The organism is Sorangium sp. So ce385 (assembly GCF_051474135.1).
GTDB classification, from domain to species: Bacteria; Myxococcota_A; Polyangia; order Polyangiales; family Polyangiaceae; genus Sorangium; species Sorangium cellulosum_D.
In genome coordinates, this window is record NZ_CP150337.1 from 10,623,915 (window position 1) to 10,649,458 (window position 25,544).

The 25,544-nt window shown below is 68.7% G+C and carries 13 protein-coding genes; 3 read left to right on the forward strand and 10 right to left on the reverse strand.

Annotated features, from left to right (window positions below):
• The 3 genes from WME83_RS38815 (at position 1) to WME83_RS38825 (ending at position 3,823) form a co-directional block, all read left to right on the forward strand.
• On the forward strand, positions 1 to 627 hold the full coding sequence (locus tag WME83_RS38815) for a glutathione S-transferase family protein (protein ID WP_437314740.1): 627 nt from the start codon (positions 1 to 3) through the stop codon (positions 625 to 627).
• A 203-nt stretch (positions 628 to 830) separates the two neighbouring features.
• Positions 831 to 2,960 carry an ABC-F family ATP-binding cassette domain-containing protein gene (locus WME83_RS38820; RefSeq protein ID WP_437314741.1) on the forward strand — a complete coding sequence of 710 codons (2,130 nt, stop codon included), beginning with the start codon at positions 831 to 833 and terminating at the stop codon, positions 2,958 to 2,960.
• Positions 2,957 to 3,823: a glutaredoxin domain-containing protein gene (locus WME83_RS38825; RefSeq protein ID WP_437314742.1), complete on the forward strand. Its 867-nt coding sequence runs from the start codon at positions 2,957 to 2,959 to the stop codon at positions 3,821 to 3,823. The genes WME83_RS38820 and WME83_RS38825 overlap by 4 nt, the downstream gene beginning before the upstream one ends.
• A gap of 396 nt (positions 3,824 to 4,219) precedes the next feature.
• Here WME83_RS38825 and WME83_RS38830 read toward each other — a convergent pair whose 3' ends face one another.
• The 10 genes from WME83_RS38830 to WME83_RS38875 form a co-directional block, all read right to left on the reverse strand.
• Complete coding sequence (locus tag WME83_RS38830) at positions 4,220 to 4,657, reverse strand: hypothetical protein (RefSeq protein WP_437314743.1); 438 nt, start codon at positions 4,655 to 4,657, stop codon at positions 4,220 to 4,222.
• A gap of 53 nt (positions 4,658 to 4,710) precedes the next feature.
• Positions 4,711 to 5,130 (reverse strand): hypothetical protein, encoded by a 420-nt coding sequence (locus WME83_RS38835; protein ID WP_437314744.1) that lies wholly within the window; start codon positions 5,128 to 5,130, stop codon positions 4,711 to 4,713.
• A gap of 136 nt (positions 5,131 to 5,266) precedes the next feature.
• Positions 5,267 to 5,650, reverse strand: coding sequence for a hypothetical protein (locus WME83_RS38840; protein ID WP_437314745.1), 384 nt, complete (start codon positions 5,648 to 5,650; stop codon positions 5,267 to 5,269).
• Positions 5,589 to 6,017, reverse strand: a complete 429-nt coding sequence (locus tag WME83_RS38845) for a hypothetical protein (RefSeq protein WP_437314746.1) — start codon at positions 6,015 to 6,017, stop codon at positions 5,589 to 5,591. Before WME83_RS38845 ends, WME83_RS38840 begins: the two co-directional genes overlap by 62 nt.
• Positions 6,018 to 6,742: 725 nt before the next feature.
• Positions 6,743 to 7,015 carry a hypothetical protein gene (locus WME83_RS38850; protein WP_437314747.1) on the reverse strand — a complete coding sequence of 91 codons (273 nt, stop codon included), beginning with the start codon at positions 7,013 to 7,015 and terminating at the stop codon, positions 6,743 to 6,745.
• 4 nt (positions 7,016 to 7,019) lie between these two features.
• Complete coding sequence (locus tag WME83_RS38855; RefSeq protein WP_437314748.1) at positions 7,020 to 7,655, reverse strand: hypothetical protein; 636 nt, start codon at positions 7,653 to 7,655, stop codon at positions 7,020 to 7,022.
• Positions 7,656 to 8,001: 346 nt separating this feature from the next.
• Complete coding sequence (locus WME83_RS38860; RefSeq protein WP_437314749.1) at positions 8,002 to 8,418, reverse strand: hypothetical protein; 417 nt, start codon at positions 8,416 to 8,418, stop codon at positions 8,002 to 8,004.
• A gap of 89 nt (positions 8,419 to 8,507) precedes the next feature.
• The gene (locus tag WME83_RS38865; protein WP_437314750.1) at positions 8,508 to 15,776 is read right to left on the reverse strand and encodes a SpvB/TcaC N-terminal domain-containing protein; all 7,269 of its coding nucleotides are present in this window, start codon (positions 15,774 to 15,776) and stop codon (positions 8,508 to 8,510) included.
• 188 nt (positions 15,777 to 15,964) lie between these two features.
• Positions 15,965 to 16,513, reverse strand: coding sequence for a hypothetical protein (locus WME83_RS38870; protein ID WP_437314751.1), 549 nt, complete (start codon positions 16,511 to 16,513; stop codon positions 15,965 to 15,967).
• A 39-nt stretch (positions 16,514 to 16,552) separates the two neighbouring features.
• On the reverse strand, positions 16,553 to 25,480 hold the full coding sequence (locus WME83_RS38875; RefSeq protein ID WP_437314752.1) for a neuraminidase-like domain-containing protein: 8,928 nt from the start codon (positions 25,478 to 25,480) through the stop codon (positions 16,553 to 16,555).
• Positions 25,481 to 25,544: the final 64 nt, after the last annotated feature.

A 25,544-nucleotide genomic window follows, 5' to 3' on the forward strand; every position in this document is an offset into this window, starting at 1 on the left:
ATGTCCATCACGTTCTACTACTCCCCGCAGTCCAGCGCTGGTCGCATCCTCGTATCGCTCGCCGAGCTCGGCGTCCCCTACGAGGGCGTCCGGCTCGACCTGCGCGCCGGCGACCAGAGGAAGCCGGAGTTTCTCGCCATCAACCCGAATGGCAAGGTGCCGACCATCGTCATCGACGGCACCCCGGTGTTCGAGTCGGTGGCGATCCAGATCGCCCTCGGCGAGCGCTACGGCGTGCAGAAGGGCCTGTGGCCGGCGCCCGGCTCGCCCGAGCAGCTCACGGCCCTGAGCTGGCTCGTGTGGGGCCAGGTCAGCCTCACCGGCGCCCTGTTCCGCTACATGGCGAACACGAGCGACTACTTCCCGAAGGAGATGCACCACGAGAAGCAAGCCGAGCACGCCTTGACCGAGCTGCGCGGCCTGCTCCGCATCCTCGACGATCGCCTCGCCGGCCGCCCCTACCTCCTCGGCGAGCGCTGTACCCTGGTGGACATCGACCTCGCGGCCATGCTCGGCTGGGGCCTGATGGCGGCCAAGATCGACTACGCCGAGCAGAAGAACCTGCAGGGCTGGCTCGGCCGCATCATGGAGCGCCCGGCCATCAAGGCGGCGATGGCCCAGACCTGAGCCCGAGGGCGCCTCGCTCGCCGGGCGGGCGAGGCGCCCCCTCCCCGACCGCCTGCGCGGCTTCGAGGCCTGCGCGGCTTCGAGGCCTGCGCGCGGCCGGGGCCGGCGGTCTTCTACGTCGTCCGGCGCGCGGTCGACGCGGCGTCGGGCCAGGCGCCCCGCGCGCCTTGCGCGCGCCCGACGCATGCTAGAACTCGGCCGCAATGACGGTCCTCCAGGTCGCCGACCTCAGCTTCGGTTACGGCGCCGACAAGCTCTTCCAGGGCATCACCTTCTCCCTCGAGCAAGGCCAGCGCGCCGCGCTCGTCGCCCCGAACGGCGCCGGCAAATCGACGCTGCTCCGCCTCGTCGCGCGCGAGCTCACCCCCGACACGGGATCGGTCGTGGTCCGCAAGGGGATCCGGGTCGCTTACTTCCGGCAGTCGCACGAGCTCCACGCCGAGGGCACGGTGCTCGACGCCTTCCTCTCCGGGTTCTCCGAGGTCCTCGAGCTGCGCCACGCCCTCACCGCGGCGCAGCACGCCGCGGCCAGCGGCAGCGAGGCCGACCTCGCCCGGCTCAGCGACCTCACCGACCGCTACCACATCGCCGGCGGCGACGACCTCGAGCGCCGCGTCGAGATCATCGCGGCCCACCTCGGGTTCACGCCGGCCGACATGGATCGCCCCGTCGCGAGCCTGTCCGGCGGCGAGCGCGGGCGCCTGCAGCTCGGCGTCGTGCTCGCCATCGAGCCCGACCTGCTCCTGCTCGACGAGCCCACGAACCACCTCGACATCGAGACCATCACCTGGCTCGAGAAGCACCTCGCGGGCCTCGCCGGCGCGCTGCTCTGCGTCTCGCACGACCGCGCCTTCCTCGACGCCGTCTGCCCGAACACCATGGAGCTCGGCCACCGCAGCTTCCGGGCCTACCCGCTCAAGTACAGCGACTACGCGGTCGCGCGCGAGGAGGACCTCGCCCGGGAGCGCGAGCTCGCCGAGCGGCAGGAGGCGTTCGTCGCCAAGACCGAGGACTTCATCCGGCGCAACATCGCCGGCCAGAAGACGAAGCAGGCGCAGAGCCGGCGCAAGATGCTGGAGAAGCTCGAGACCCTCGATCGGCCGGAGGACGTCTGGGCGGTCGCCGAGAAGGTCCGCTTCCGGTTCGCGCCCGCGCCGCGCAGCGGGGACATCGTGCTCGACGCGCGCGGGCTCGGCGCGAGCCGCGGCGGGCGCACGCTCTTCTCGGGCGTGGACCTCCTCCTCCGGCGCGGCGATCGCGTCGGCGTCGTCGGCCCGAACGGGACCGGCAAGTCGACGCTGCTCAAGCTGCTCGCGGGCGCGGGCGCGCCCGACGACGCGGGCGAGGTGCGGCGCGGGACGAACCTCTGCCAGGGCTACTTCGACCAGCACCTCGGCTCGCTCGACCCGTCGAAGACCGCGGTGGAGGAGATCCGCAGCGTCCGCGCCGACATGAACGTCGACGCGACCCGCCAGTACCTCTCGCGCTTCCGCTTCTACGGCGACGACGCGCTCCGGAAGGTCCAGGGCTTCTCGGGCGGCGAGCGGAGCCGGCTCGCGCTCGCGAAGCTCTTGCTCGAGCCGCGCAACCTGCTCTTCCTCGACGAGCCGACGAACCACCTCGACATCCCCGCCGCCGAGATCCTCGAGGAGGCGCTCACCGGCTTCGAGGGCACGGTGGTGCTCGTCTCGCACGACCGGCGGTTCCTGGAGCAGGTGACGACGCGCATCGTCGCGGTGCGCGAGGGGAGCGTGGACATCTACCCCGGCGGCTTCCGCGACTACCGCGACAACCTCGAGAAGCTCGCGGCCGAGGCGGCGGCGCGCGAAGCGGACGAGCGCGACGCCGGGCGCGGGGCCGCCGGCGGCGGCCGGGGGGCGCAGAAGGCCGCGGGGGCGCCCGCGGCGCAGAAGGCCGCGGCAGCGCCGGCGCCGCGCGACGAGGCGGCGCGGGGCGCCGGGGCCGACAAGGGCGCGAAGCCTGGCCGCGCGGTGCGGCGGAGCGGCGCGACGATGCCGCCTCCGGACGAGGCGGGCGCGGGGGACGCGGCGGCGCGCCGGCGGGCGTTCGAGACCGACAAGGCGGCGGCGCGGGCCACGGAGCGCAAGCGCAAGCGGGTGAAGGAGCTCGAGGCGGAGATCGCGGCGGGCGAGGCGAAGCTCGCCGCGATGCGCGAGGAGCTGAAGAAGGACCCCGGCGGCGACTGGGCGAAGCTGGCCGAGAAGGCGCGCGAGGAGCAGGCGCTCGCGAAGCGCGTCGACGCGGCGATGACGGAGTGGATGGCGCTCAGCGAGGAGCTCGGGGCGTCGGCGACCGCGGGGGGCGGGGCGTGACGGGCGCGGGGCGGGGCGTGACGGGCTGGGGGCGGGGCGTCGGCGGCGCACGGGGCGCGGGCCGCGCGCGCGGTGTGGGCGGCGTCGGCCGCGCGCGCGGCGTCGGCGGAGCGTCGGCGGCGGGCGTCGGGCGCGCAGCGCTCCTGGTCGCGCTCGCCGCGGCGGCGCTGGCGCCGGCGTGCAAGGAGCCGCGCGACGACGGCACCGCCCCGGCGCAGGCCCCCGCCGAGCTGCCGCCGCTCGAGCTGCGCGACGACACGGCGAACCTGATGCTCACGTGGATCGACGAGAAGGGCGACACGCACGTCGAGCTCCGCCCGGCCGACGTGCCGGCCGAGGGCCGCGCGATGGTGCGCGCCATGCTCTCGGATCGGACCGAGGGCACGCGCGACGTGTTCTACGTCGCGGATCTGACGCAGAAGCGCCCGGACGGCACGTACGCGGTCCGGACGATGCCGCGGCGGGAGTGGGAGTCGCTGCTGGAGAAGCGGCGCGCCGAGCACGTCGCGAAGACGGCGCCCCCGCCCGCGGCGGCGCCTGGACCCGGCGGCTCCGCGGGCGCGGGGGCGCCGGCGGCGCCGGGCCAGCTCGCCGGCGTGACGGTGATCATCTACGGGGCCTCGTGGTGCAAGCCGTGCCACCAGGCCGCGGACTACCTGCGCGCGAAGGGCGTCGCTGCCATCGTGAAGGACATCGAGGAAGACCCGGCGGCGGCCGCCGAGATGCAGGACAAGCTCGCGAAGAGCCACCAGCGCGGGGGCAGCATCCCGATCATCGACGTGCGGGGGCAGATCCTCGTGGGGTACAGCCCGCACGCGCTCGACCAGGCGCTCGCGCGGGCGGCGCGCGGGACGACGCTCTGAGGCGGCGGCAGCGAGGCTCTCAGCGCTTCTTCAAAATCGATCGCGAGCTCGTCCGCCCCTGCTCGTTTCCACGACCGCTGGTCGTCGGCAAGCTCGCGATCGGCTCGCGTCGACCAAGCGCCGGCGTATCGTCAGAGCCCTCGCAGCGTGTCTCGAAATTTACCACAGGCACAGCTGACAGAATAGGCAGTATCTCCAACTGCCTTGATCTCGATGAGGCCGGCGCAAGCGTCACACCGGACCGAGCCGACCCGTCCGTCGCGCAAAAACTCTCCGAGGGCCGAATCGAGCAGCCTTGACGCTCGATCACGAACAGAACGTCGATCGGCCTCGTTTGCCATACAAATGGACGATAGGACTGTCGCGCGAGTCCGCCTTGGCGCAGGCTCACTCATGTCAACCTCTGCGCGGCCTCAGCATCGAGAAGGCGGCTTGGCGCAGCCTTTGAGCGCCGCGACCGCTGCGCGCAAACTCATCCAAGGCCCTGCGCGCATCATCATTGGGCAAGACATGCTCGAGCCATGACAACGCACGCTCGGCATACGACGGAGCCCGCTCCTGCAATGCGAGAGCAAGAACCTTCTGCACCAGACCGCTCGCGCTTGCGCGCAGCCCTTCATCATCCTCCGCAGCACGCCTCATCTGCGAATCAAAATCCGCATATTCCATATCGAGGAGAGGCAAAAGAAACAGCATGTTCCCAGAATTCGGAGGGATGAGGCTCCCTGTTTGAGTGACGAACCGCAGCCAGCTGCCCTGATCGTCGACGCCCAACACGAGCGAAGGACTGGCGACGAGCGATCGCCAGCGCCGCACCTCGCTGGTCTCACGCACCGGCGATTCCCGCCAGCTCCCGACCATACTGATTTTCCCATCACCCGCAACATCTATCGAGACGCGCCGCCCGTGCGCGCCCAGCGAAAGTGCTCCGCAATGTGCGCCAGCACCGGACACAGCGACGAGTATACCTTCAATGGAACACGGATCTCAGACACCACACCTTGAGCTTCGATCTGGATGGAAACAGGGGCATTTAGGTCTCGCACGCGGACCAACTCTGTAAGCAGAACAGGAGTAACGGCATCCAACTCCGTGTAGCGGAGCCGGAGGGCACCCGACGCACCTCTGCTTACAACACCTCCTTCGTAGAGCGTGACCGAAACGTCGGCATCATCGTAGTGATAGAGGGCGGCGCCCAAATCAGGGTGGGTTGCGATGAGATCCTTCGGCCAGCATCCGATCCCGAAATCGACGCTAGCCGCGAGCTCTCGCCTGATTTCCTTGCGCACCCATTCCTCATGCGTCATTCGAATCTCCTGAGATCCTCCAGGACGCCCTGGCGGGTCGCCGGTGTACTCACGCAAAATTCGTCGCCGAGCTGTCAGACGTCCAGGGACGACGCTACCAGAGTCAGGACGCCGCGGCGCCACGGATCACGACAGGTCATGGAGCACTGAGTTGCGCCGTAGCGTATACCCCCTCATGGTGCACCACCCACAATCGCCTGTCCACCGGAGCCCCAATGATGACATCGCCGCCGGAAAACACCCGCTCCAAGAATCTGTCGGAGTACCACGCCTGAAACTCTTCGAATCGAGACGCAGACATCGCGAATGCACCACTACCCGCTTTGAATGACGCATCGGTGACCACGACCAGCTCGGTGTCCGGCGGCAGCGAACAGAGCCCGAGCAGCTTCGCCATGGCGTCATCATCTTCGATGCCTGGCGGGACTCTTGCCCACTGAAGAGCGCCGAGCGCAGCATCAATCGCATCTGGAACGATCGATGGAAGCCTCGAGCCGATCAGCGATTCGATCTGTCGCACGGCCACATCTAAATTTACTATGTTCATTGCGTTCTCTTTCACGACGCTCGCTTGCATTCATGACATGGCGCTGCCCCTTCGCGTCGTCGTCGGTGTCGTCCACGAACGTCGTCCACGCCACCGCGCCGCGAACCCGCGCCTCCACCCGTTCCGGCAGCCCCGCCTCGTCGCACGTCGGCTTCACCTCGCTCGCGTCCGGCGCCGTCACGCTCGTCGGCCGGTTCAGCGCGTGGTATGCCGTCTGCGTCCCGAAGCTCTCCGCCTCCCCCAGCGGCTCGGCCGCGGCTGCGATGGCGGACACATCCGTCAGCCCCGCCAGCACCGACCCGTCGGCCTCCGCGTGCACGTCGCTGCGGGCGTTCGCCATCCCCATCTCCGACCTGCTCACCTGACGCATGGACGGCGATCGATGGCGACGCTCAACACCATCTGCCTAGCGAACGCGATACGTTCGTCCATGCCTAGCATGCGGGGCATCGTGTCGAGTATCAGGGATAATCGGGCGCCAGCTCTCCCATGATTCGGAGGCCTGCAATTTCTCCACCAAAGACAGAAATTCTGGATAGCTTGGCCATGCCACCAGATGCTCACGGTGGAGCGTAACGTAATTGTATTTGAACAATGGATCCTCCGGATTATCCGTCAAGTGAGCCGGAGCAAATGCGTCCTCGGCGTTGGAGACGACCTCCCCGCAGAATGCGCAACGTCGTTCGCTCCGAAGGTATGACCGCAAAGAAATCACCCTCGCCTCCACCGTATCGCGGAGCGGGGAGGCCTGAAAACAGGACTCGTGTACCGTCGCGTCGCTAAACGCGAACAACGGACTCTTCCGGTTCATCTCGAATGGTGGAAACGCGACCTTCCGGTCATCGGCGGCGATCGGCCGGTTGCAAGATTGACATGAAATTCCGGGCCTGAATTGAGCCATGATCCACCGTAGTCAGCGTTTCGTCCATTCTGTCGGAGCCGCGTCGTCTCGTGCGACCGCTCCAGCGAGGCGACGGTCGCCTGCGTCTCCTTGACCTGCTGCGCCTTTCTCTCGCCCACCGCCGCGAGCCTCGATCGTCGAGGCCCGCGTGCAGATCGCCGTCTTCATTTGGTCTTCCAATCCCGGTCGTCCCAGAGTGGTCCTGTATCGCGACCGTCCAATATTGCTCGAATCGTACCCTTTTGCTCGAAGCTCAACCTCAATACCTTGAGCACGTAGGGAAGGTCGAGGGGTTGAACCGGCGCCACTCCGGTAGTATGCAGCCTAGCAATCGAACCGATCACGATCAGCATGAGCTGCTTAACGGCCGGGTCCGACTCGTTGTCTATGACCCGCATCCCTTCATCCCAACCTATCACATTTCCGATTTCACTCATTTCGTCATCCTAAGCTTATCGAAGGTCGAAATAACCGTTCCGCCCGGTCCGAGGGCGACACGCTCGCCAAATCGACCCGCTCCAGCAGCCCCGCCTCGTTGTACGTCGGCTTCACCTCGCTCGCGTCCGGCGCCGTCACGCTCGTCGGTCGGTTCAGCGCGTCGTACGCCGTCTGCGTCCCGAAGCTCTCCGTCTCCAGCAGCGGCGCGGCCGCCGTCGCGATGGCGGACACATCCGTCAGCCTCGCCAGCACCGACCAGTCGGCGTCCGCGTGCACGTCGCTCCGCAGCCGCCGCGAGGCCTGCAGCACGTTGCCCTTGAAGTCGTACGCCTGGCTCGTCACCACACCCGCGCCATCATACACCTGGTACGGCCGACCGCGCAGGTTCTGCGACGTCGCCCGCGGATGCGCTTCGCCATAGACGTAACGGCGCGCCACCCGCTCGCTCCCCGAGCCCAGCTGCACGTGCTCGTGCGTCGGCCGGCGCAGGACATCGTACGACGAGCGATAGACGAACCCTCGCCCGTTCCACGCCCGCAGCCGCTGTCCGGTCGCGCCCGCCAGCATCCGCCGCTCGCCGCCGTCGTTGCTGCTCTGATAGAGCAGCTGCCCGCCCAGCCCGAAGAAGTGCTGCATCACCAGGTTGCCGCGCGCGTCGGTGACCGCGAGCGGCTGCCTCTCGATATTCAGCGTGCTGTCCCACGTTGTTGTCAGTGAAAGCGGAGAGCGTGCGACACGCAGCTCGACAAATGCTGTGAGAGATGAGGAATCTATCAGTTCCCCAACCCCATCGGTACCCGCGCCTTCAAGTAGCGCTTGAACATGGGCGAAAATTCTTTACTACGCGAGGACCGCTGGCGCGAACCCCTGTACGGGCTTCCCTATTTTCTGGCAGTGCAAGGGAACGGCAGTGAGCGGGGTTCGATTAGCTTTCTCTCGCCACGTACGCGCGTCCCACAGCCACAAGATCGTGGCTGCAACGAATTCACCCGCTCTTCAGCAGGCGTCGCGCCTCATGGCGGAGCTTCTGCGTCGGACCAGAATCAGCGAGCGCTGCAAGCGCTCGCTCTACCTTCGGCGAACGCCCAATGATTCTAACCCACCCAAGTGCAAGAGCGGCCCAATGCTGGGACTGGCTCGCGAGACCCGTAGCCACCACGTCTTCGAATGGAAAGAGTTCGATAAACTCCTCCGATATCCCTTTCGCTCGCAGCCCCTCCAGGAGACGCTGCCGCGCCTCGACCGGAGTAACCTCCAGAATCGGTAAGAGGTATACGCAGTCCTTCCCCAGCGAAAACTCTCTCGCGGACTCATCTCCTATTCTGACCCACCAGCCATCCGAGGAGACGCCCAAATCCAGTCGTGCGGTCTCGAGCAACGCAACGGGAGTCAACCGGATCACGGATCCATCGGTGGGTCCATGCAGAGTTTTCCAAGGGATCGACGACCCGGCCAGACTTGCTGCGAGCTTGCGGCGCCGTTCCGTATCCATCAATTCTCCCACGGTTTGTGTGTGATTTGGATTCCATGCTTGCTCATGAAGTCGACGAACTGTTGCCTAATCTCGGGGGTCCAATTCACCCCGTAGTGACCGCTCCACTCATCTGTAACCAGTCCTCCAGCCTGCCGCGAGATGCGGCCTCCGACGACGCCTGAGTGCGGCGAAATCCCAGCCGCCTGCAAGATGCTGTCGTGCCCGTGGGGAAGCCTGTCGGTGCTCATGACGAACCTCCCGCTCTTTGTGTCGAAGATGAAGTCCGTGGGTTTAGCCGAACCGAAGTTTTGCACAGCCTTCGATGACCGATACGCATCGCTTACCTCGAAGACGCCCCTCGCTGGGCCACTGCCCCTCGCATGACCTCTTGCGATGTCAGCGGCGGCCTTCTGCTCCGTACGTGCCGCAGCAGACGGTCCTTCGGGCTTAGTACTGGCATCTGGAGCAACCGCTACCTGGCCTGCCTCTTGCTCTTTTGCAGTTTCGGGCGGCGGCGGTACAACAGGCGTCATCCCGGGCGCTGGCGGTGGCTGAGGAGGGCCGGGCGGAGGGGCTGAGACGCCGCCATCCCCCTTGGCCGAGAGCTTCTCGACGAGATAGGCAGCCCCCATAACAACAACAACTACGCCGACGCCGATCGCAACCCCACCGAAGTTCCCGCCGCCAGGCGACGGTCGGGTGGGCGCCGCGCCCCGCGTGACAGGAGCGATCCGAAAAACCCCGGAGGACTCACCTCTAACCGGCACACTAGGCGGCGCCGAAACTGGCTTGGCAGCGGCCGCGCCCAACGCCGCCGGAGTTCCGCCTTCTGAAGGCGCCTCCTCTGAACGCTCTGGAGCTGACCCGCCAGTGCTCTTGCTCACCGCCGCGGCAACGCCTTTTTTCAGCTCGATCGGCTCCCAAGGCCATCGCCATTGAATCGGCTGCTGCTGCGGGACTGCACGCCCATCGGGGTCGAACAACGTCGTGGGATTGTTCCTCGCGTACGCGTACAGGCTCGGCCCGTCCACCATTCCTGCTGGATCAGCACTCGTCCACCGTCCCAGCCACGACGCATAGTACCTTGCCCCGTAGTAGTAGAGCCCCGTCTCCTCGTCCTTCTCCTTTCCCGTATAGCGATACCGCCGCTGGCTCACCTCCGCCGCGCTGCTCGTCGACCAGTACGCCGTCGTCCCGAAGGGGTGATACTCCTCATACCCGATCACCAGCCCCGCACCGTCGACCTCCAGCGACACCGACCCGAGGTGGTTGCCCAGCTGGTAGCGCACCCGCGGCGTCACCGTGAACGACCCCGACGTGTCCACCGTCTTCGTCTCCACCATCGCCACCCGCCGCGCGCCATCCATCACGTGCAGCGTCTGCCGCTCCAGCGAGAGCCCCGAGCTGCTGCGCCTCCGGTACACCTCGTAGCCGCCGAGGTAGATGCGCTCGTCCACGAGCCCGCTGTGCTCCCACACCTTGCGCACCCGCTGCCCCGCAGCATCGTAATCGTAATATACATCGCCGCCGCCGCCGAGATCCGCGCTCCGCACCTGGTCGTTCTCGTCCCAGGTCAGCGCCGTGATGTGCGGCATCGACGTCATGTTCCCGTGCGCGTCATGCGCATAGGTGCTGAACGGCCCGTGCTCCGGGTCCCCGGTCGTGCTCGTCAGCCGGTTGTTCGTCGCCTCGTACGCATACCACCGCGTCCAGCTCCCCGTCCCCGCCTGGTGCACCATCCTCAGCAGGTTGCCCACCGCGTCGTAGACGTACTGCTCCGTATAGTTCCTCAGCGCCTGCGGGTCGTTCGGGTGCGGCAGCGACTGGATCGGAAGATCGTTCTGGTCGCGCGGCGCGTCCGACAGCCCGCCCGCGTGCTCCCGCCCCGTCGCCTCGATCAGCCGGTAGACCGCGTCGTACTCGTACTGCGCGCTCGGCGACACCACGTCGTTGTTGAAGAACACCGTCTGCTGCGCGCTGTCCCCGATCTCCACGATGTTCCCGACCGGGTCGTACACGTACTTCAGGTTCTGCAGCACCGCGTCGTCTGAGCTCCGCGTCGTCTTCAGGCGCGTGAGCCGGTACGTCAGCGGGTCATAGGTATAATCCGTGAAGGTGCCGTTGCCGTACTCGATCCGCTCGCGCTGACCCTTCGCGTCGTAGTCGATGTCGTCCACGAACGTCGTCCACGCCACCGCGCCGCGAATCCGCGCCTCCACACGCTCCAGCAGCCCCGCCTCGTTGTACGTCGGCTTCACCTCGCTCGCGTCCGGCGCCGTCACGCTCGTCGGCCGGTTCAGCGCGTCGTACGCCGTCTGCGTCCCGAAGCTCTCCGTCTCCAGCAGCGGCTCGGCCGCCGTCGCGATGGCGGACACATCCGTCAGCCCCGCCAGCACCGACCAGTCGACCTCCGCGTGCACGTCGCTGCGCAGCCGCCGCGACGCCGCCAGCACGTTGCCCTTGAAGTCGTACGCCTGGCTAGTCACCACACCTGCGCCATCATACACCTGGTACGGCCGACCGCGCAGGTTCTGCGACGTCGCCTGCGGATGCGCTTCGCCATAGACGTACCGGCGCGCCACCCGCTCGCTGCCAGAGCCCAGCTGCACGTGCTCGTGCGTCGGACGGCGCAGGCCATCGTACGACGAGCGGTAGGCGTACCCTCGCCCGTTCCACGCCCGCAGCCGCTGTCCGGTCGCGCCCGCCAGCGTCCGCCGCTCGCCGCCGTCGTTGCTGCTCTGATAGAGCAGCTGCCCACCCAGCCCGAACCGGTGCTGCATCGCCAGATTGCCGCGCGCGTCCGTAATCGCGAGCGGCTGCCCCTCGATGTCCAGCGTGCTCTGCGTGACGTACTGCCCTTCAGCCCCGTTGTCCGCCACCGCGCGGAACACCCGCCCCAGCGCGTCCAGGTGGCTCACCGCCGGCGTGCCCGCGTGCGCTGCGGCCAGGTCCGCCGCACGCCGCTCCGGGTCGCCTGCAGCCAGCGCCTGCCGCGCCGCGTACCACGTGCTCTCCAGCACCGTGTCGTTCGGATCGTGCGACGTCTGCTTCCACGCATCGAACTCCACCCGCGAGAACGTGCCATTGGGCAGGTCGGTCCGGATGAGCCGGCCGAGCGGATCGTACCGCAGGATCGGCGTGACCCCCCACTCCACGAGCTCCGCCTCGTCCTCGTACTCGTGCGTCGCGCTGAAGAACGGCTCGTACTGCTTGACCGGATTGCCCTTGTTGTCCAGCACCGTGCGCCCGGTGCCGACCCAGCGCGACGTCGCGTGCGAGAAGACCAGGTTGCCCTGCACGTCGTGCACCAGCGCGCCGGTCCCGTCGCGCTCGGGCGCCAGCCCCGGCTCGGCATTCACCTTGCGCAGCACCTCGTTGCCCGAGCCGTCGGAGTAGGTGTACGTGTCCAGCCAGCGCGTGTTGCCAGCGCCGTGCTGCTCGCGGGCGCGCGCGTGCACCACGTTCGGCTTGCCGGCGCTCTGGAACCGGTCCAGGTCGTAGGTGAACGTGACCGTCGGGTCCTCGGGCGTGTCGCCCTCGCCGGCCCCCGGCTTGCCCATCACCGCCAAGAGCGTGACCCTGCCCAGCGCGTCGAAGCGCACCTCGCTCACGTTGCCGTTGGCATCGGTGAGCTGCCGTGGGGTGAGGACGCGGTAGTCGGGCACGGCAATCACGGCGTTGCTCAGAGGATCCGTCACCTGGGTCACGAGCAGGCGATACGCGTCATAGACCACCTGCGACGTGTTGCCGAACGGATCGACGAACGCCGTCGGCTGGTAGAAGTGCGCCGCCGAGGGCACCGCCCGCCCCGAGGACACCCAGTAGTCCGGATCGCCCGAGAGCTGCAGATAGCCGCCCTCCGCGAGCACGCCGCTCGTGACGCTGGCTCCGAACACCGATGTGATCAGCGAGGGGGTGAGGATCTTGGCGTAGCTCTCATACGGCAGCGCCCTGCTGCCGACCTCGCCGAACGGCAGCGGCCCCGCGAGATCGTCGCTCCAGTACCTCGTGCGCGTGTGCTGCAGCAGGCGCTTCTCGGACGATCCGCTCGGCGTCCCGTCGTAAGCGAGGTCCGTCGCCTCGTCCGCCGCGTCGAGGACCGCCTGGAACGCCAGCACTCCCTCCTCGCCGAGCGGCAGGCCGTGCAGCTCGTAGGTCCGGCTCCCGGTTGGAACGCCGATCCGGTAAGCACCCTCCTCATCGGGGTCCAGGTGCACCACGTCGTTCTCCATCAGCGTCGCTTTCCCCTCCTCCTGCTCGGGGAACGCCGCCCACGCTGCCCGCCGGCGATACCCGATCTGCGCCGTCCGCTTGACCGCGCCATGGTTGTCGACCTCCAGCGTGAGCGCATGCGTCACACGCGGATCGCTCTCGTTGCGCTCGTAATGGTACTCCAGCGCCTCGCGCGGATGGGCGAAGAACACGGCGTGCGCGTCGCCCACCGCAGGCTGAAGCCGCCGAATTTCGTAGCTGCTCTCCGTCACGACGTATGGCCGCGGCTCCTCCGCCGAGCCGTCGAGCGCATAGACCTCCTGGCGGAGGGGCCGCCCCTTGAGCGCCCGGCACGCCTCGCGCATCTCCACGGCGCTGAGCCCCTCGACAAGCACCGTATCCTCCAGGCGAACCGCCCCCGCGTCGCCGGCGTAATACTCGCGCTCATACTGCGCCGAGATCTTCGCCCCCTCGATCCACGCGCCCGTGTGGAACCATGTCTTCGTCAGCACCGGCGGCAGGTGCAGCTCGGGATCGGCGTTCGCCGCGGGCGGCGCGAAACCCGTCCCGCTGAACGCCGAGAACGACTCGGTGTCCCGCTGCTCGACCATGCCGAAGCCGCGCATCTCCCGCTCTACCCCGTCGTAGTCGCCGTGGTGGTAAGCATACGTCGTCACGAAGCGATGCCGCGAGACCGCGTCGAACAACTCGACGCGCTCGATGACGTGCACCACGAACGGCAGCCGCGTCACCCACGGGCGGCCCGCCGCCCGGTCGGCGAGGTAGAACTTCGTCGACGGGGCATACGTCACCGTCGTCGTCTTGCCGAGGTTGTTGGCGACCGACGTCAACAGATGCGGCTTCTCGCTCCCGAGCAGATCGATGTAGCGCACCGCGGGGCGCGCCCCGGGCAGCGACGAGGCCCACACCAGGCACCCGGTCCCGGAGCCGAGCAGATCGATCACGTCGACCGCCGCGAGCTCGCTCACGTCCGGCAGCCGCGGCAGGATCACCGGCGCGGCCAGCGTGTTGCCGGCGTTGTTCGCATGGAAGCGCACGCCGTCCGGGTGCAGGTAAACGATGTCGGTCGTCCCCGAGCCGTCCACGTCCGCGAGGCGGATGCGCTTCGGGTCGAAGCGGCCCTCGTGGTCGAACCGCATGCTGCCGCCCATCTGCACCTTGGCGCCGAAGCGGCAATGGCCGAGGTTGGGCCAGTAACACACGTTGCCGTTCCGGATGCGCACGAGGTCGACAAGCCCGTCCCCGCTCATGTCGGCCAGGAAGAGGCTCTGCGCCGCGTCGGCGAAGACGAGCGACGGCCCGCGCTCCTCGTCGCTCGGCCGCGCGATGGTGATCGGCCGGTCGAAGCCGCCCTTGGCGAGCGACGGATACCACGTGAACGTGTCAGGTCCCGTGATCAGGATGTCCTCGTGGCCGTCGCCGTTGAGATCGATGAGGCGGACGTTCGGGTCGCTCCAGTCGACGTTCGGCTGCGACGCGAACGGGCGAAACGCCGCCCAGCCCGCGTCGGTGCGGTCGAAGTAGCCCGCCACCGGCCGCTCGAGCACCACCATCTCCTTGCGCCCGTCCCCGTCGACGTCGAGCAGCTGCCCGCCGTTCAGGGCCGCCGGCCGCGACGGCAGCGGCCGCGCCGGGGACAGGAGACCCCCGCCGAGGTTCTGCTTGTAATACAGCGCCTCGCCCGCCTCGATCAGCACGCCGGGCAGCGCCTCTCCATCGAGATCGACCCACCGCCGCCCAGACCCCATCGTGCCGCTGGGCAGGCCGCGCAGACCCTCGGGGTCGAGCGACTTGACCTCGCGGTGGATCACCGGCTCGCTGTATGTCAGCGCGATCGGCGGGAGCGCCTCGCGGCTGTACGCCTGGGTTTGCGCATCGCGCACATAGCCGGCCTGCGTCGCGGTGGCGAGCCGCGTCAGGTGAGCGTTCTCCGCATACGTGAGGTCGAGCGACCGCACGAGGCACGGCGCCTCGCCGAGCTCGGACATCTTGTGAAACATCAGCACGCGACGGCAGAGCCGGTACGTGCGGATCTCGAACCCGGCGCGGTACACCGAGAACGGGTCCTGGCGGACCGGCCACGAGGCGCTCTCCTCGGGCGCGGGCGCCTCGGCGTCGTGCTCGCCATAATCGAAGACGACCTCGAACAGGCTGCTCTCCGCGTCGCCCGGCACGGTGTTCCCGTAGCGGACACGCTTGAGATAGCGGTTGGCGACGGCCGCGCGGCCCGCGTGGCGGTGGCTCTCCGCCGCCTCATCGCGCGCCACGCCGGTCAGGTCCTCCGCCTTGTACGCGTAAGCCACGACATTGCCCTTGTCGTCCCGGGTCTCCTCCAGCAGCCACGAGAAGATCCGCTCCGGCCTGGCGGGGTCGGCGATCCGTGCCTCCGGGCTCCGCCCGTAGACGCTCGTGACGTTGTCCGGCGTCGTCGCCGTCCAGTACACGTTCCCGCTCGCCTTCACCTCGCGGCGCTCGATCCGCGCGAATGCGCCCTCCACACGGGGACGGTAGCGGATCACCTCCTCGCTCTCCGTCTCGTACCGGTCGAGCTCCGCGCCGTCGATCGACCGCGCCGGCACGAGATCCTCCGCGCCGGACAGGACGAACACGTCACTCTCGTGCGCGTCGTCGTAACGCGGAAGGCCCTTGTCGGTCTTCCGCGCGATGCGGGGGATCGACAGCTGCCAGCCGGCGCCGAACGGGCCGTTGCCAGCCCCCGAGTCGTACGTCACCGCCATCGCTGGCCCGAACCCGGCGCGGCCGGGGCTCAGCGGCAGCGGGATCGAGAACGACCCCGTGCCCGTCACCGGGTTCGCGGAGAATTTCTCATCCACCCCGCGGATCGCGCCGCCGCCCTTCGGCAGCGCGGGCGCGGGCAGCTCCGGCGCCTTGGGCGCGCCGGGGAGGCCCTTCGGCGCCTCGGTGTCTTTACCGGACCCCGCCCGGACGGCGGACGCGGGGTCTCGGCTCTTGCCGCGCGCTCCGGCGTCCGGCGCGGCCGGTGATGCTGCCTGCGCAGCGATGGTTTCCTTCTTGGGCTCACGAGCGTTCATCCGTCTCCCTCTTCCCACGGCAAGGGGCGGCCCACGCGCCCGGAGCGCATCGCTCCGGCACCACGGCGTCGGCCGCCGAGTCCGTGAGCGGCGCCGGGTCAGCGCCGCTCACGGACGGTTCGAGCTCTCCACGGCCCTGTCCTCGTCGCCCGGCCCCCCCGGACAAGGGCTCGTCCCCTCGGGCAGCGCTACTTGTAGAACACGTTCACGACCATCGTGTTCAACCCGGGCGCGGAGTTGTTGTTGTCCGCCGAGCCCGCGGTCGCGGCGATGGCGATGCCGTTCGTGAACGCGAGGCCGTTCGTGTGCTCGGCCGAGGTGACCTGCCCGGCGGGGACGCACAGCGTCACGGCAGGGACATCGGAGCTCATGGTCGGGGTCCCCGCCATGTCGTAGAGCTTCACGAACGCAGCGCTCGATCCCGTGTTGGCGAGGTGCCAGCCGAACACCTGTCCGGCGGAGCTCTTCACGTTCTGCCCCGAGTTGCTCAGGCCGATATTGTGATAGATGGAGAGCCCACCTGCGGTGGCCGGCTTTACGTGGACCGCGCCGACCGTGTTGGCGCCGGCCGGGAGCGACCCGACCAGGCCCACCGGCAGCGGATTGTTCTGCGAGACGTCGACGGCGGTGCCGTCCGCGCCCGCCTGCACCTTGGCGCGCAGGACGTGGACGCCGAGGATCTCATCGGTGGCGAGGAGCGTGCCCGCGCCCTGAGGAAGCGTGATGTTGTCCGACATGGTCGTTGACTCCTTGGTGTTCGATCGCGGGTGCGTCCTCTACGGTTGCGACGATTGCGGCAGCTGCTCGGTGCGGTAGTCGCAGAGCAGATAGATATCCTGAAGCGTGTGATTGAGCCGGTTGTCCGTCCTGAGCTTGTCCGCTATCGCGCTGACCTCGCCGCTGGTCACGCTGAGCGTCCAGGTACCGAGATCCCACGACTCGTCGGGCGCGGTCGGGCTCAAGGTGTCGCTCTTGCCCATGTTGCACTGGCCTTCTCCCAGGTAGTTCGGGAGCGAGAGCTCAGCCGCCGCGGCCCCCGGCCGCGTCACGTGGCCGCTGAGCGTGCCTCCACTCGAGTAGAACTTCTCGCCGCTCCACCGCGCATAGAAGGTGACGCTCGTCAGCACGGTCTTCTGTGTCGCCGGCGCATAAGGGAACATCTCCGGCGTGAGCGGGATCGAGAGCTCCTGCGGCGCGCTCGAGCTCGCCGGCGCCATGAACCGGGCCCACTCGGCCGGCAGCTCGGACCGCAGGCTGAAGAGCCGACTGCGCGTCGGCGGGGCGCTTTGATAGTGCGTCCTCGCCGCGTCGGCGAGGGTGCTGCTCGAGCGCGCCGTGTACCGGATGTGAAGGATCACGTCGCTCACCGCCGCGATGTCGAAGCGGTTGTTCGCCGCAGGGAGCTCGATCTTGTAGGTGCCGAGCACGCCCGCGCCCTCGAACGGGAGATACCGCTCGTCGCGCAGGTTCGTCTCGAACAGGCCCGCGTCGTTCACCCCACTGCTGGTCGTGATCACGTCCGTCAGCGGAACGAGATCCGCCCGGAAGTTCGTCCCGCTCGCGTAGGCGTCGTCCACCACCGAGCTCCTCCGCACCTTGGTGCCGCTCAGCGTGAGCGTGCAGTTCACGCCCGCGTACGGGCCGGTCACGGTCGGGATCGTGACCGCGACCGACTTGATGCGCCGGAAGTAGTGCCCCGGATGGTCGAGGTCGAACACCGCCTCTGGCAGCTCGAACTCGCACGTCCCGGTCTCCCGGAGCTGCATGAGCTGCTCGGGCGCGACCTCGGCGAGCGAGACGTGCTTCACGAGCTCCGCCTCGCGCGGCGTCTGCTCCAGGAACGCGACCTCCAAGCGGCGGAGGTCGTGCTGGAGCCGCTCGCCGGCGAGCAGTCCCTGCTTCAGGCTGTCCCAGGCGCCGAAGCGCACCATGGCGGGCGTGCCGTCGGGCGTGCCGAGCTCGAACCGGAGCGCCCGCTCCGCCCGCTTCGCCATGTCATAGGCGAGCGTGTACGTCTGGTAGTGGACGGTCGACAGCTCCGCCACCATCCAGTCGTACAGCTCCTCGGTCGTGCGCTTCCTGTCCTGGAGGAACTCGAGCACCTCGCGCGCCTGCTCGGTCTGCCGATCGTGGTTCTTCAGCTCCACCTCGGCCACCGCGGCGCGGATCTTCGCGGCGACGATCTGCTTCTCGAGCCCCTGCATCTCCTTTGCCGCGAGCCGCTCCTGCAGCGCCCACTCCTCGGCGCGCCGCTCGTACCCAGCCAGCGTGGAGGCGACCGACGCGCCCTCGCGCAGCGCTCCGGCGACCATGGAGAGCGCCTGCGAGGCCGCCTCGATCGGCGCGCCCGACGCGAGCCCGCCGACCGAGGTGATGGCCACCGGGCTCCCGAAGCTGCCCGCGGCGCCGAACGTCGTCGGAGGGACGGCCTCGACGCTGGACGCGACGAGGGCGATCCCCTGCGCCACGAGCCCGAGCTCCATGCCCGCGACGCTCATCGCCAGCGCACCCTGCTCCGCCGCGCTGATCCGCGGCAGGCTCGCGTAGTGGTCGCGGCGGAGCATCGCCGCCTCGTGCGACCGCTCCAGCGAGGCGACGGTCTCCTGGGCCTCCTTGACCTGCTGCGCCTTGATCTCGCGCACCGCCGCGAGCAGCTCGACCTCGTGGCCCGAGCGGAGCCGCGCGATCGCCTCGCCGTCCTTCTTCTCCATCGCGGCGAGCAGCGCGGCGCCGAGCCCCGCCACCGCGCCGCAGAGCTCCATCGCCTTCGCGTGCAGCACCTGGAAGCGGTAGGGGAGCCGCGGGGAGCTCGCCTCGTTGAGCACCGTCGCGAGATCCACGCCGAGCGCCCTCGCCTGCACGAGCAGCATCGGATCGATGGGCGGCTCGAACAGGGGCAGCGTCCGGACCACGCCCTCGATGCTCATCGAGTGTCGGATCTTGAAGAGCCGATCGGCGACCGTATCCCAGAGCCCCGAGAGCGCCTCGTCGCGGGGCACGCAGAAGTAGAGCTCTCCGAGGTCGATCGCCCGCTCGAAGAACGTGCGGCGCAGCAGATCCATCAGCGAGTTGGCCACGAGGCTCTCCGCCTCTACGCGGGACCGCGACGCGATCACCGGGTCGGAGAGGTCGCCGAGCCCGAGCGCCTCGAGCTGCCAGTAGTTCCGCGGCGTCACCGCGTCCTTCCGCTCGATGCGCACCGGGCGTCGGCCGAGGAGGTTGCCGGCGAGGACGTACAGCTGCGTCGCCTCGTTGAGCGACTCGATGGTCTCGCGCCGGAAGAGCTGATCGCCCCAGGCGATGAGGTTCGCGATGTACTTCATCACCACCGCCTTCTGGTAGGCGATCGGCCGCATCCGCGCGACGAGGTGCGGATTGAACGGGTCCTTCCGCCACGCCTCGATCTGCGCGACGAGATCGACCTTCTCCGGCTCGTCGTCCTGGTTCGTCAGGAGCGAGCCCAGCAGCTTGGCCATCGTGCCGTGCTGCGAGGGCGGCAGTTCGCGGAGCTCGTCCTCGATGGAGGCGAGATCCTTGTTCTCGCGGAACGGCCGTACGTTCCAGAAGCGCTCGGGGGACGGGGCCGGATCGCCCGAGGTCGGGTCGAAGATGAAGTGGAACCAGCGCTGCGCCTCGGCGTGCCGGCCGCTCTGCATCAGCCGCAGGGCGATCAGCAGTGGCGCGTGGAAGAACAGCTCCCAGTTGTAGAGCGAATACGCGCCCTGGAACGAGAAGTCGACCTCCTCCTTCGGATACGGCGTGAGCACGTTGGCGGTGTCCGGCTCGTACGTGCTCTCGAAGAACTCGCGGGAGCTGAGCTGGAGCGGCTTGGGCCGGTGGAGCGACCACTTGAGCAGCCCGTCCACGCCGGCGCGCTGCAGCTCCTTGCGGAACAGGCAGGCGTAGGGGTGATAGAAGGACGTGAACCGGTATTGCTTCACGTCTTCGTAGACGTGCGCGACGCGCACCACCTCGGGCGTCCGCCTCGCCCACTCGGCCGCCGATGGCCCCGCGCGCATGGCGAGCACGACGTCGTTCTTGGCGACGTCGCCGTACGCCGTGATCCCGGGCTGGATGCTCACGGTATACCATTTGCTGTGCGCGGTCAGGACGAGCTCGGCCAGGAACGTCGAGCTCGCGTCCTTGTAGAAGAAGAACGGCGCGCCGTCCGCGGCGCTGTCCGACTTCTCGCCGGTGATCTCGTGCGGGATGAACGCCCGGAAGGGGGTGATCTTTCCGAGCAGCGTGATCTTCTGAGAGAGGTTATTGAGGGTGATCGGAACGCTGAGCTGTTTCGTGGAGCTCGGGGACACCGCGAGCTGCCGATCCATGCTGGTGGCGCGCGGCAGCGCCGGCAGGATGCGCGGAACGCGAAACCTGTTGTCATAAGACACGTTGTCATCGGTGCCCTCCAGCACACCGCATCCGTTCCGCGCGAAGTATCCGAGACGATAGGAGTAGCTCTGGTTCCACCTCACCATGACCCGGAGCGGCGCGCTGCCGCTCTGGCGCTCGAGGAACAGCGAGATGTTCGCGCTGCGCAGCTGTCCCGACATCGACACCTCATCGCCGCCGCTCATGCGCCGAGGGCCCCACGCGCCGTTCCTGCGCTCGCTCCACGCGAGGCGGACGTAGCGCCGCGTCGCCGCCTCGTGGCCCGCATCGCGCGTATCAGAAGGCAACGTCTGGTCCGGCTCGGCGCGCTCCTCGATGACCGCCCAGAAGAGGTGCGGGCGACGATCCTCCACGGTGAGCAGCACGTTGTCCGCCTGGATGTCGAGATCGATCGGCTCCCAGGGAGTCCAGGACAGCCCGTCCACCCGCGTGCGGTAGAAGAACTTGTACGGCTCGAGCGCGGTGCGGCCGACGACGTGGAGCACGTCGACGGGCAGGTGCGTCTTGTCGCCATCTTCCTGCTGGTGGAACGCGGCCACGATCTCGAGGTTCGCGACCTCGTCGAGCTTATCGAGGTACCGCTCGAACGCGCGCTCCGCGACGTCGTCGGTGATGTCGTTCTGCCGGAGCTCGTTCTCGAGAGCCTTGAAGAACGGCGACTTGTCGTCGCGCAGCGACGGATCGAGGTACATCTCCGGCTGGAGCAGGACCTTCCGGCTCGCCTCCCAGACGCGGTAGCTCTTGCGCCACGCCCACTCGCGCGCCGCCTCCTCCGGGAGCGCCAGCTCTGCCTCCAGGTTCAAGAACGCGCGCTGCACGAACGTCTGCACCGAGCCGATGGCCTGCTTCAGGCGCGAGGTGATCACCGCGGGGCTCGTCTCGACGTCCACGAGCAGGTTGGCGAACAGGTCGTCGCTGTCCTCGTATCCCCGCTTCGCCACGAGGTACGCCACCAGCGACGACCGGAGCCGCTCGCGCAGGACGTCGCGCAGCGGCGGCGCCACCCTGGCCCAGTCGGCGTCGGAGTACTTCGCCTTCGCGGCCCGGACGATGCTCTCGGCGGGCACGGGGCCGTCCGACAGGATCGCGCTCTCCCACGCGAACGCCTGGGCGGCCGATACGCCGAGCCGCTTCAGCATCACCATCACGCGACGCACGAGCCCGACGGCATAGACCTGCTGCGAGGAGGCCTCCGGGTTGAGCAGGATGCCGCGGACGCTGAGCACCTGCGATACGTCGGCCGCGGGCCAGCCCAGGGCGGCGGCCAGGGCCGCGGGCTGCTCCACGAACAAGCTCGCCAGCGACGGGTTCGGCCCCACGAGCTGAGAGCGGAGCGCGACGAAATCCACGAGCCGCTCCCAGCGCTCGAACCACGTCGAGCCGGTGTCGTTGAGCTCGGCGCGCGGCAGCTGGTCGAGGTCGATCACCGGCCAGTCGTGGGCGAACAGCACATCGATCTCGTCGGCGCTCAGCCCGAGCTGCTGCACGATCGCCGCGGCCCTGGCCAGGTGCCGGTACGCGGCGAGCTGCGCGGCGCGCAGGCCGAGGTCCTCGAGCGACGGCGGCGGCGAGGCGGGCAGCGAGAACGCGCTGCCGAGCGGCGAGCTGCCGTTCTCGTCCGTACGGGTCAGGATGTCCGTGAGCAGCAGGCGCATCGACCGCGCGTCCAGCTTCAGCGCCGCGGCGAGCGTGTCCTCGACGAGGGCCGCCTCGCCCTCGCTGTCCGGGGCGCCGTTCTTGCCGCGCAGCGCCAGCAGCGCGCCGAACATCTGCTCGAGCACGGGGGTCACGGCCTCGTCCGTGACGGCGATCCGCGCGCGCGGGGACGACCGCATCCGGAAGATGACGTCGAGGTCGGCGGGCGACAGCCCCGAGCGCCGGACGCGCTCGACCGTGTCCAGGAAGCGCAGCGTGCGCTCGGGGTTGTCGGCCTCGAACGGCTTGTAGGCGCTCAGGTTGTAGATCACGAGGAAATCGGGCAGCGACAGCCGCGCCGCCCGCGCAAAGGTCACGATGCGGTGGAGCTTCGCGAGCGTCACCGGCGCGAGGTCGGAGGTGTTCGCGGGGACGAGCGGGGGCAGGCCGAGCCCCGAGTTCTCGGTGAGCAGCGACAGCTCCTCCCGGCTGATGCGCAGGCCGGCGAGGATCGCGGGCGTGTGGTTGGCGAGCAGGTCGGCGGTCGAGAGGCTGGCGACCGCCGGCAGCGCGAGCGCGGCGTCGACCGGGTTGGTCACGGTCCTGTTCTGGAAGAGCTGCTCGTAGAACGAGGGCGTTTCGCCCGCGTCGCGGCGCTGGGTGTCGAGCGGCCCGAACCAGCTCGCGAGCACCGCGATCGGCAGCGAGATGCCCCGGTCGGTGCGCAGCGCCTGGATCACCGCGATCACGCGCAGCGCGCGGTCGTTCACGAGGTCGGTGCCGCTGGGCGCGCACGCGGCCAGCACTTGATCGAGCTCGCGGATCGACCAGCCGAGGCGCAGCCGGAGCCGCAGGAAGCGGTGCAGAAAGGCCAGGTCGGTCAGATCGCCGCTCAGCCCGCCGATGGTCTGCTCCTCGATCTTGCAGCTCCCCGCGGGCGCGATCGTCGGCGACCCGAAGCGATGGAGCGCGGAGGTCTCGAGCAAATCGCGCAGCTCGTCGTAGGACAGCCCCGAGCGCTTGAGGAACTCCGGCACGTTGAGCAGCCCGCCGGGGATCACGGAGACGCCCCAGGCGCTCGCCAGGGTCACGCCCGAGATCGGCTCGCCGCGTATCAGCCGGAGCTCGCGCCATGAAAGCCCGAGCCGGTAGGCGGCCATGTTCTCGGGATCCGCGGTCTCCGGGCTGTACCAGCCCGACCTCAGCTCGGACATGAACGCATGCAGGGGCACGCCGAGGTGCTCGAGATAGACGCGCGCCTCGTGGAGCCGGTGGTGATACGGCAAGCTGAGGGGGAAGTCGCGTCTCGAGAGGCGCTCGTAAGCCTTCTCGTGCCAGTCCTCCTCCCCGCTGGGCGGGTTCGGCATGGCCGCGAGGTCCTCGGCGGTGCCGACGGTCGCGATGTGCTCCGGGAAGGCGGGCGGGGCCTCGTTCTGCTCCAACGTCTCGCCCACGAAGGCGTGGACGAGGATCTCGTTCACCAGGTCGACGTACGGCAGCGGCGTGTCGACGTTCTCGCAGGTGAGGTCGATCCGGCCAATGTCCGGGCGCCGCCCGGGGCGCGCCGGCGTCGAGCCCGGCGCGCTGCCGAGGAGCAGCTCCTTCGCGGTCCACTTGGTGCTGCCGCTCTTCGTGACCTTGGAGTAGTACCGATCGAGGAAGTGGAGGAGGTCGACGAGGTACGCCGCCGGGCCGTAGACCGAGGCGCAGTGCGCGCACGCGCACGCGTCGGTCGAGCCGAAGAGCTCCTCGTAGGTCGCGAAGTCTGGCGCCGCCTGGCTCGCGCGGCCCGCGGGGTCGGGCAGGACGTGGGCCGAGCTCTGGTTGAAGGCCGTGCCGAACTTGAGCGCCAGCGCGAGCGCGACATCGGAGACGGCGGTCGCCTTGTCGTAGATGTCGTCCGCGATCTCGGCACCTCCGAGGGCAGCGCCGAATTCGGCGCCGAACCGGAGCCGGCCGCGAAGGGCGACCTCCCGCGCCGACTTGAGCCCGCCGGCGAGCAGCACCTTCGCCTCCTCGTACTTGGGTGTCAGCTTGTACAGCCGCTCGACCGCCTTGAGCTCGCGCTTCGCGGCGGCGGGGTTGGAGAGCCCCGTGAACGCCCCCGAGTTCGACGCGATGAAGTGGCCGGCGCGCGTCTTGCCGAGCTCGAACGACGGGTTGTTGTTGAAGAACGTGGGCAGCTCGCTCCCGCCGACCACGGCGATCGCGGACGCGACCGCCTTCGACGGGAACGCCACCTCCAGGGCGCGCCGGAGGACCTTGGCGTAGGCCGTGCGCCGCTCGGCCACCGTCGCTCCGGGCGTGTCGTCCGGGGTGTTGATGGGCGACCCGTTGCGCTGGAGGGCGAGGATCGCGATCCAGTCGGCCTCGCTGTAGGCCGCGAGGTCCTTGAGGTCCTCGAACTGGTTAGCGTACCAGCGATCCCACAGCTCCGAGATGAGCGGGAAGTGATAGCGCGTGAGCGCGCCCAGCTGCAGCAGGAGCTTGAGCCGCGGGATGAGGAGCGTGCCCTCGCCCTGGTACTCGGGCAGGGACGCGAGGTGGGTCCAGAAGGCCTCGGGCGTGCCATCGAACGCCATGTACTCGGCGATGAAATGCTGCGTGTAGGACCCGCCCAGCTCTAGATCGAGGAGCTGACCGAGGTTGCTGGTCGTCCCCGCGGGCGGCTCCGCGGCGAGGTCGATAGCGGCCTGGGTGAGGAGATCGACGATGGCATCGTTGACCTCGCGGCCCACGATATTCGCCTCCTTCGCCTCGGCGAGCTCGCGGCTCAGCGTGGCTTTCGGGTACGAAAGGAGCCCGCGCTTGGTGGTCGGCAAGCCCATGCGGACGAAGGGGTAATAAGGCTCGGCGGACTCGGCGACGCCGACGGACGCCATGAGGGACTCGGCCCCGACGAGCGCCTCGACGTGCCCGCGCTCCACCTCGGCCGCCTGCGCGACGAAATCGACCTGCTCGGCCTGGAGGTCTCCGAGGAACACCCCCTGTGTATGGGCCGCGGTGCGGGACTTGACCTGCAGCAGCTCCGAGGGGCCGCGGTCTTCCTGGTCCTGGCTGGTGACCAGGTCGACGACCGCGGTCGACGGGGCGCGGACGATCAGCGCGGAGCGGCCCAGCTCCTGGTTCGACCCGTTGTAGACGATCACCCGGAGATCCGGCCGTTGCTTGCCGGACGGCAGGATGGTCGAATAGGAGATTTTGTAATGACCCGACGCGTCGGTCGCCGACGAGCCGATCTCGCTTTGTGACGTCAGCTTCACGTCGTAGGCGCGCACCATCAAGTTCGCGACGGCCGCGCCTTGCTCGTTCCGCACATTGCCGCGCACGGTCGCGGTGGCCGGTGCGCGCTTGGTCGAGGTCACCGCGAGGTCCACCTCGATCCGGAGGGTGACGGGCTTCGGCGACAACTTCCATTGCGTGTAGCGCGTGACGTACTCCTCGCCCCCGAGCGCGAACGCGCGGAGCGCGGCCACCGGCTCCCGCCCCTGGAAGTGGCGATCCACGTCGTCCTGGTCGAGCGATATCTCGAAATCACCGTTCTGGTTGGTCACGGCGACGGCGACGAGATCCGTGTTGACCTCCGCGCTGTCCCACGCCTCGACACGCACACTTCCGACGCCCCGTTCGCTCTTGGCTCGGACGACCCGACCGGAGAGTTTATACCTTCTCATGCGAGCTCCCTTCGATTCCATGGTCAAGAACCACCCAAGTGGCGCAAGTTTCAGCCGCCGCGGT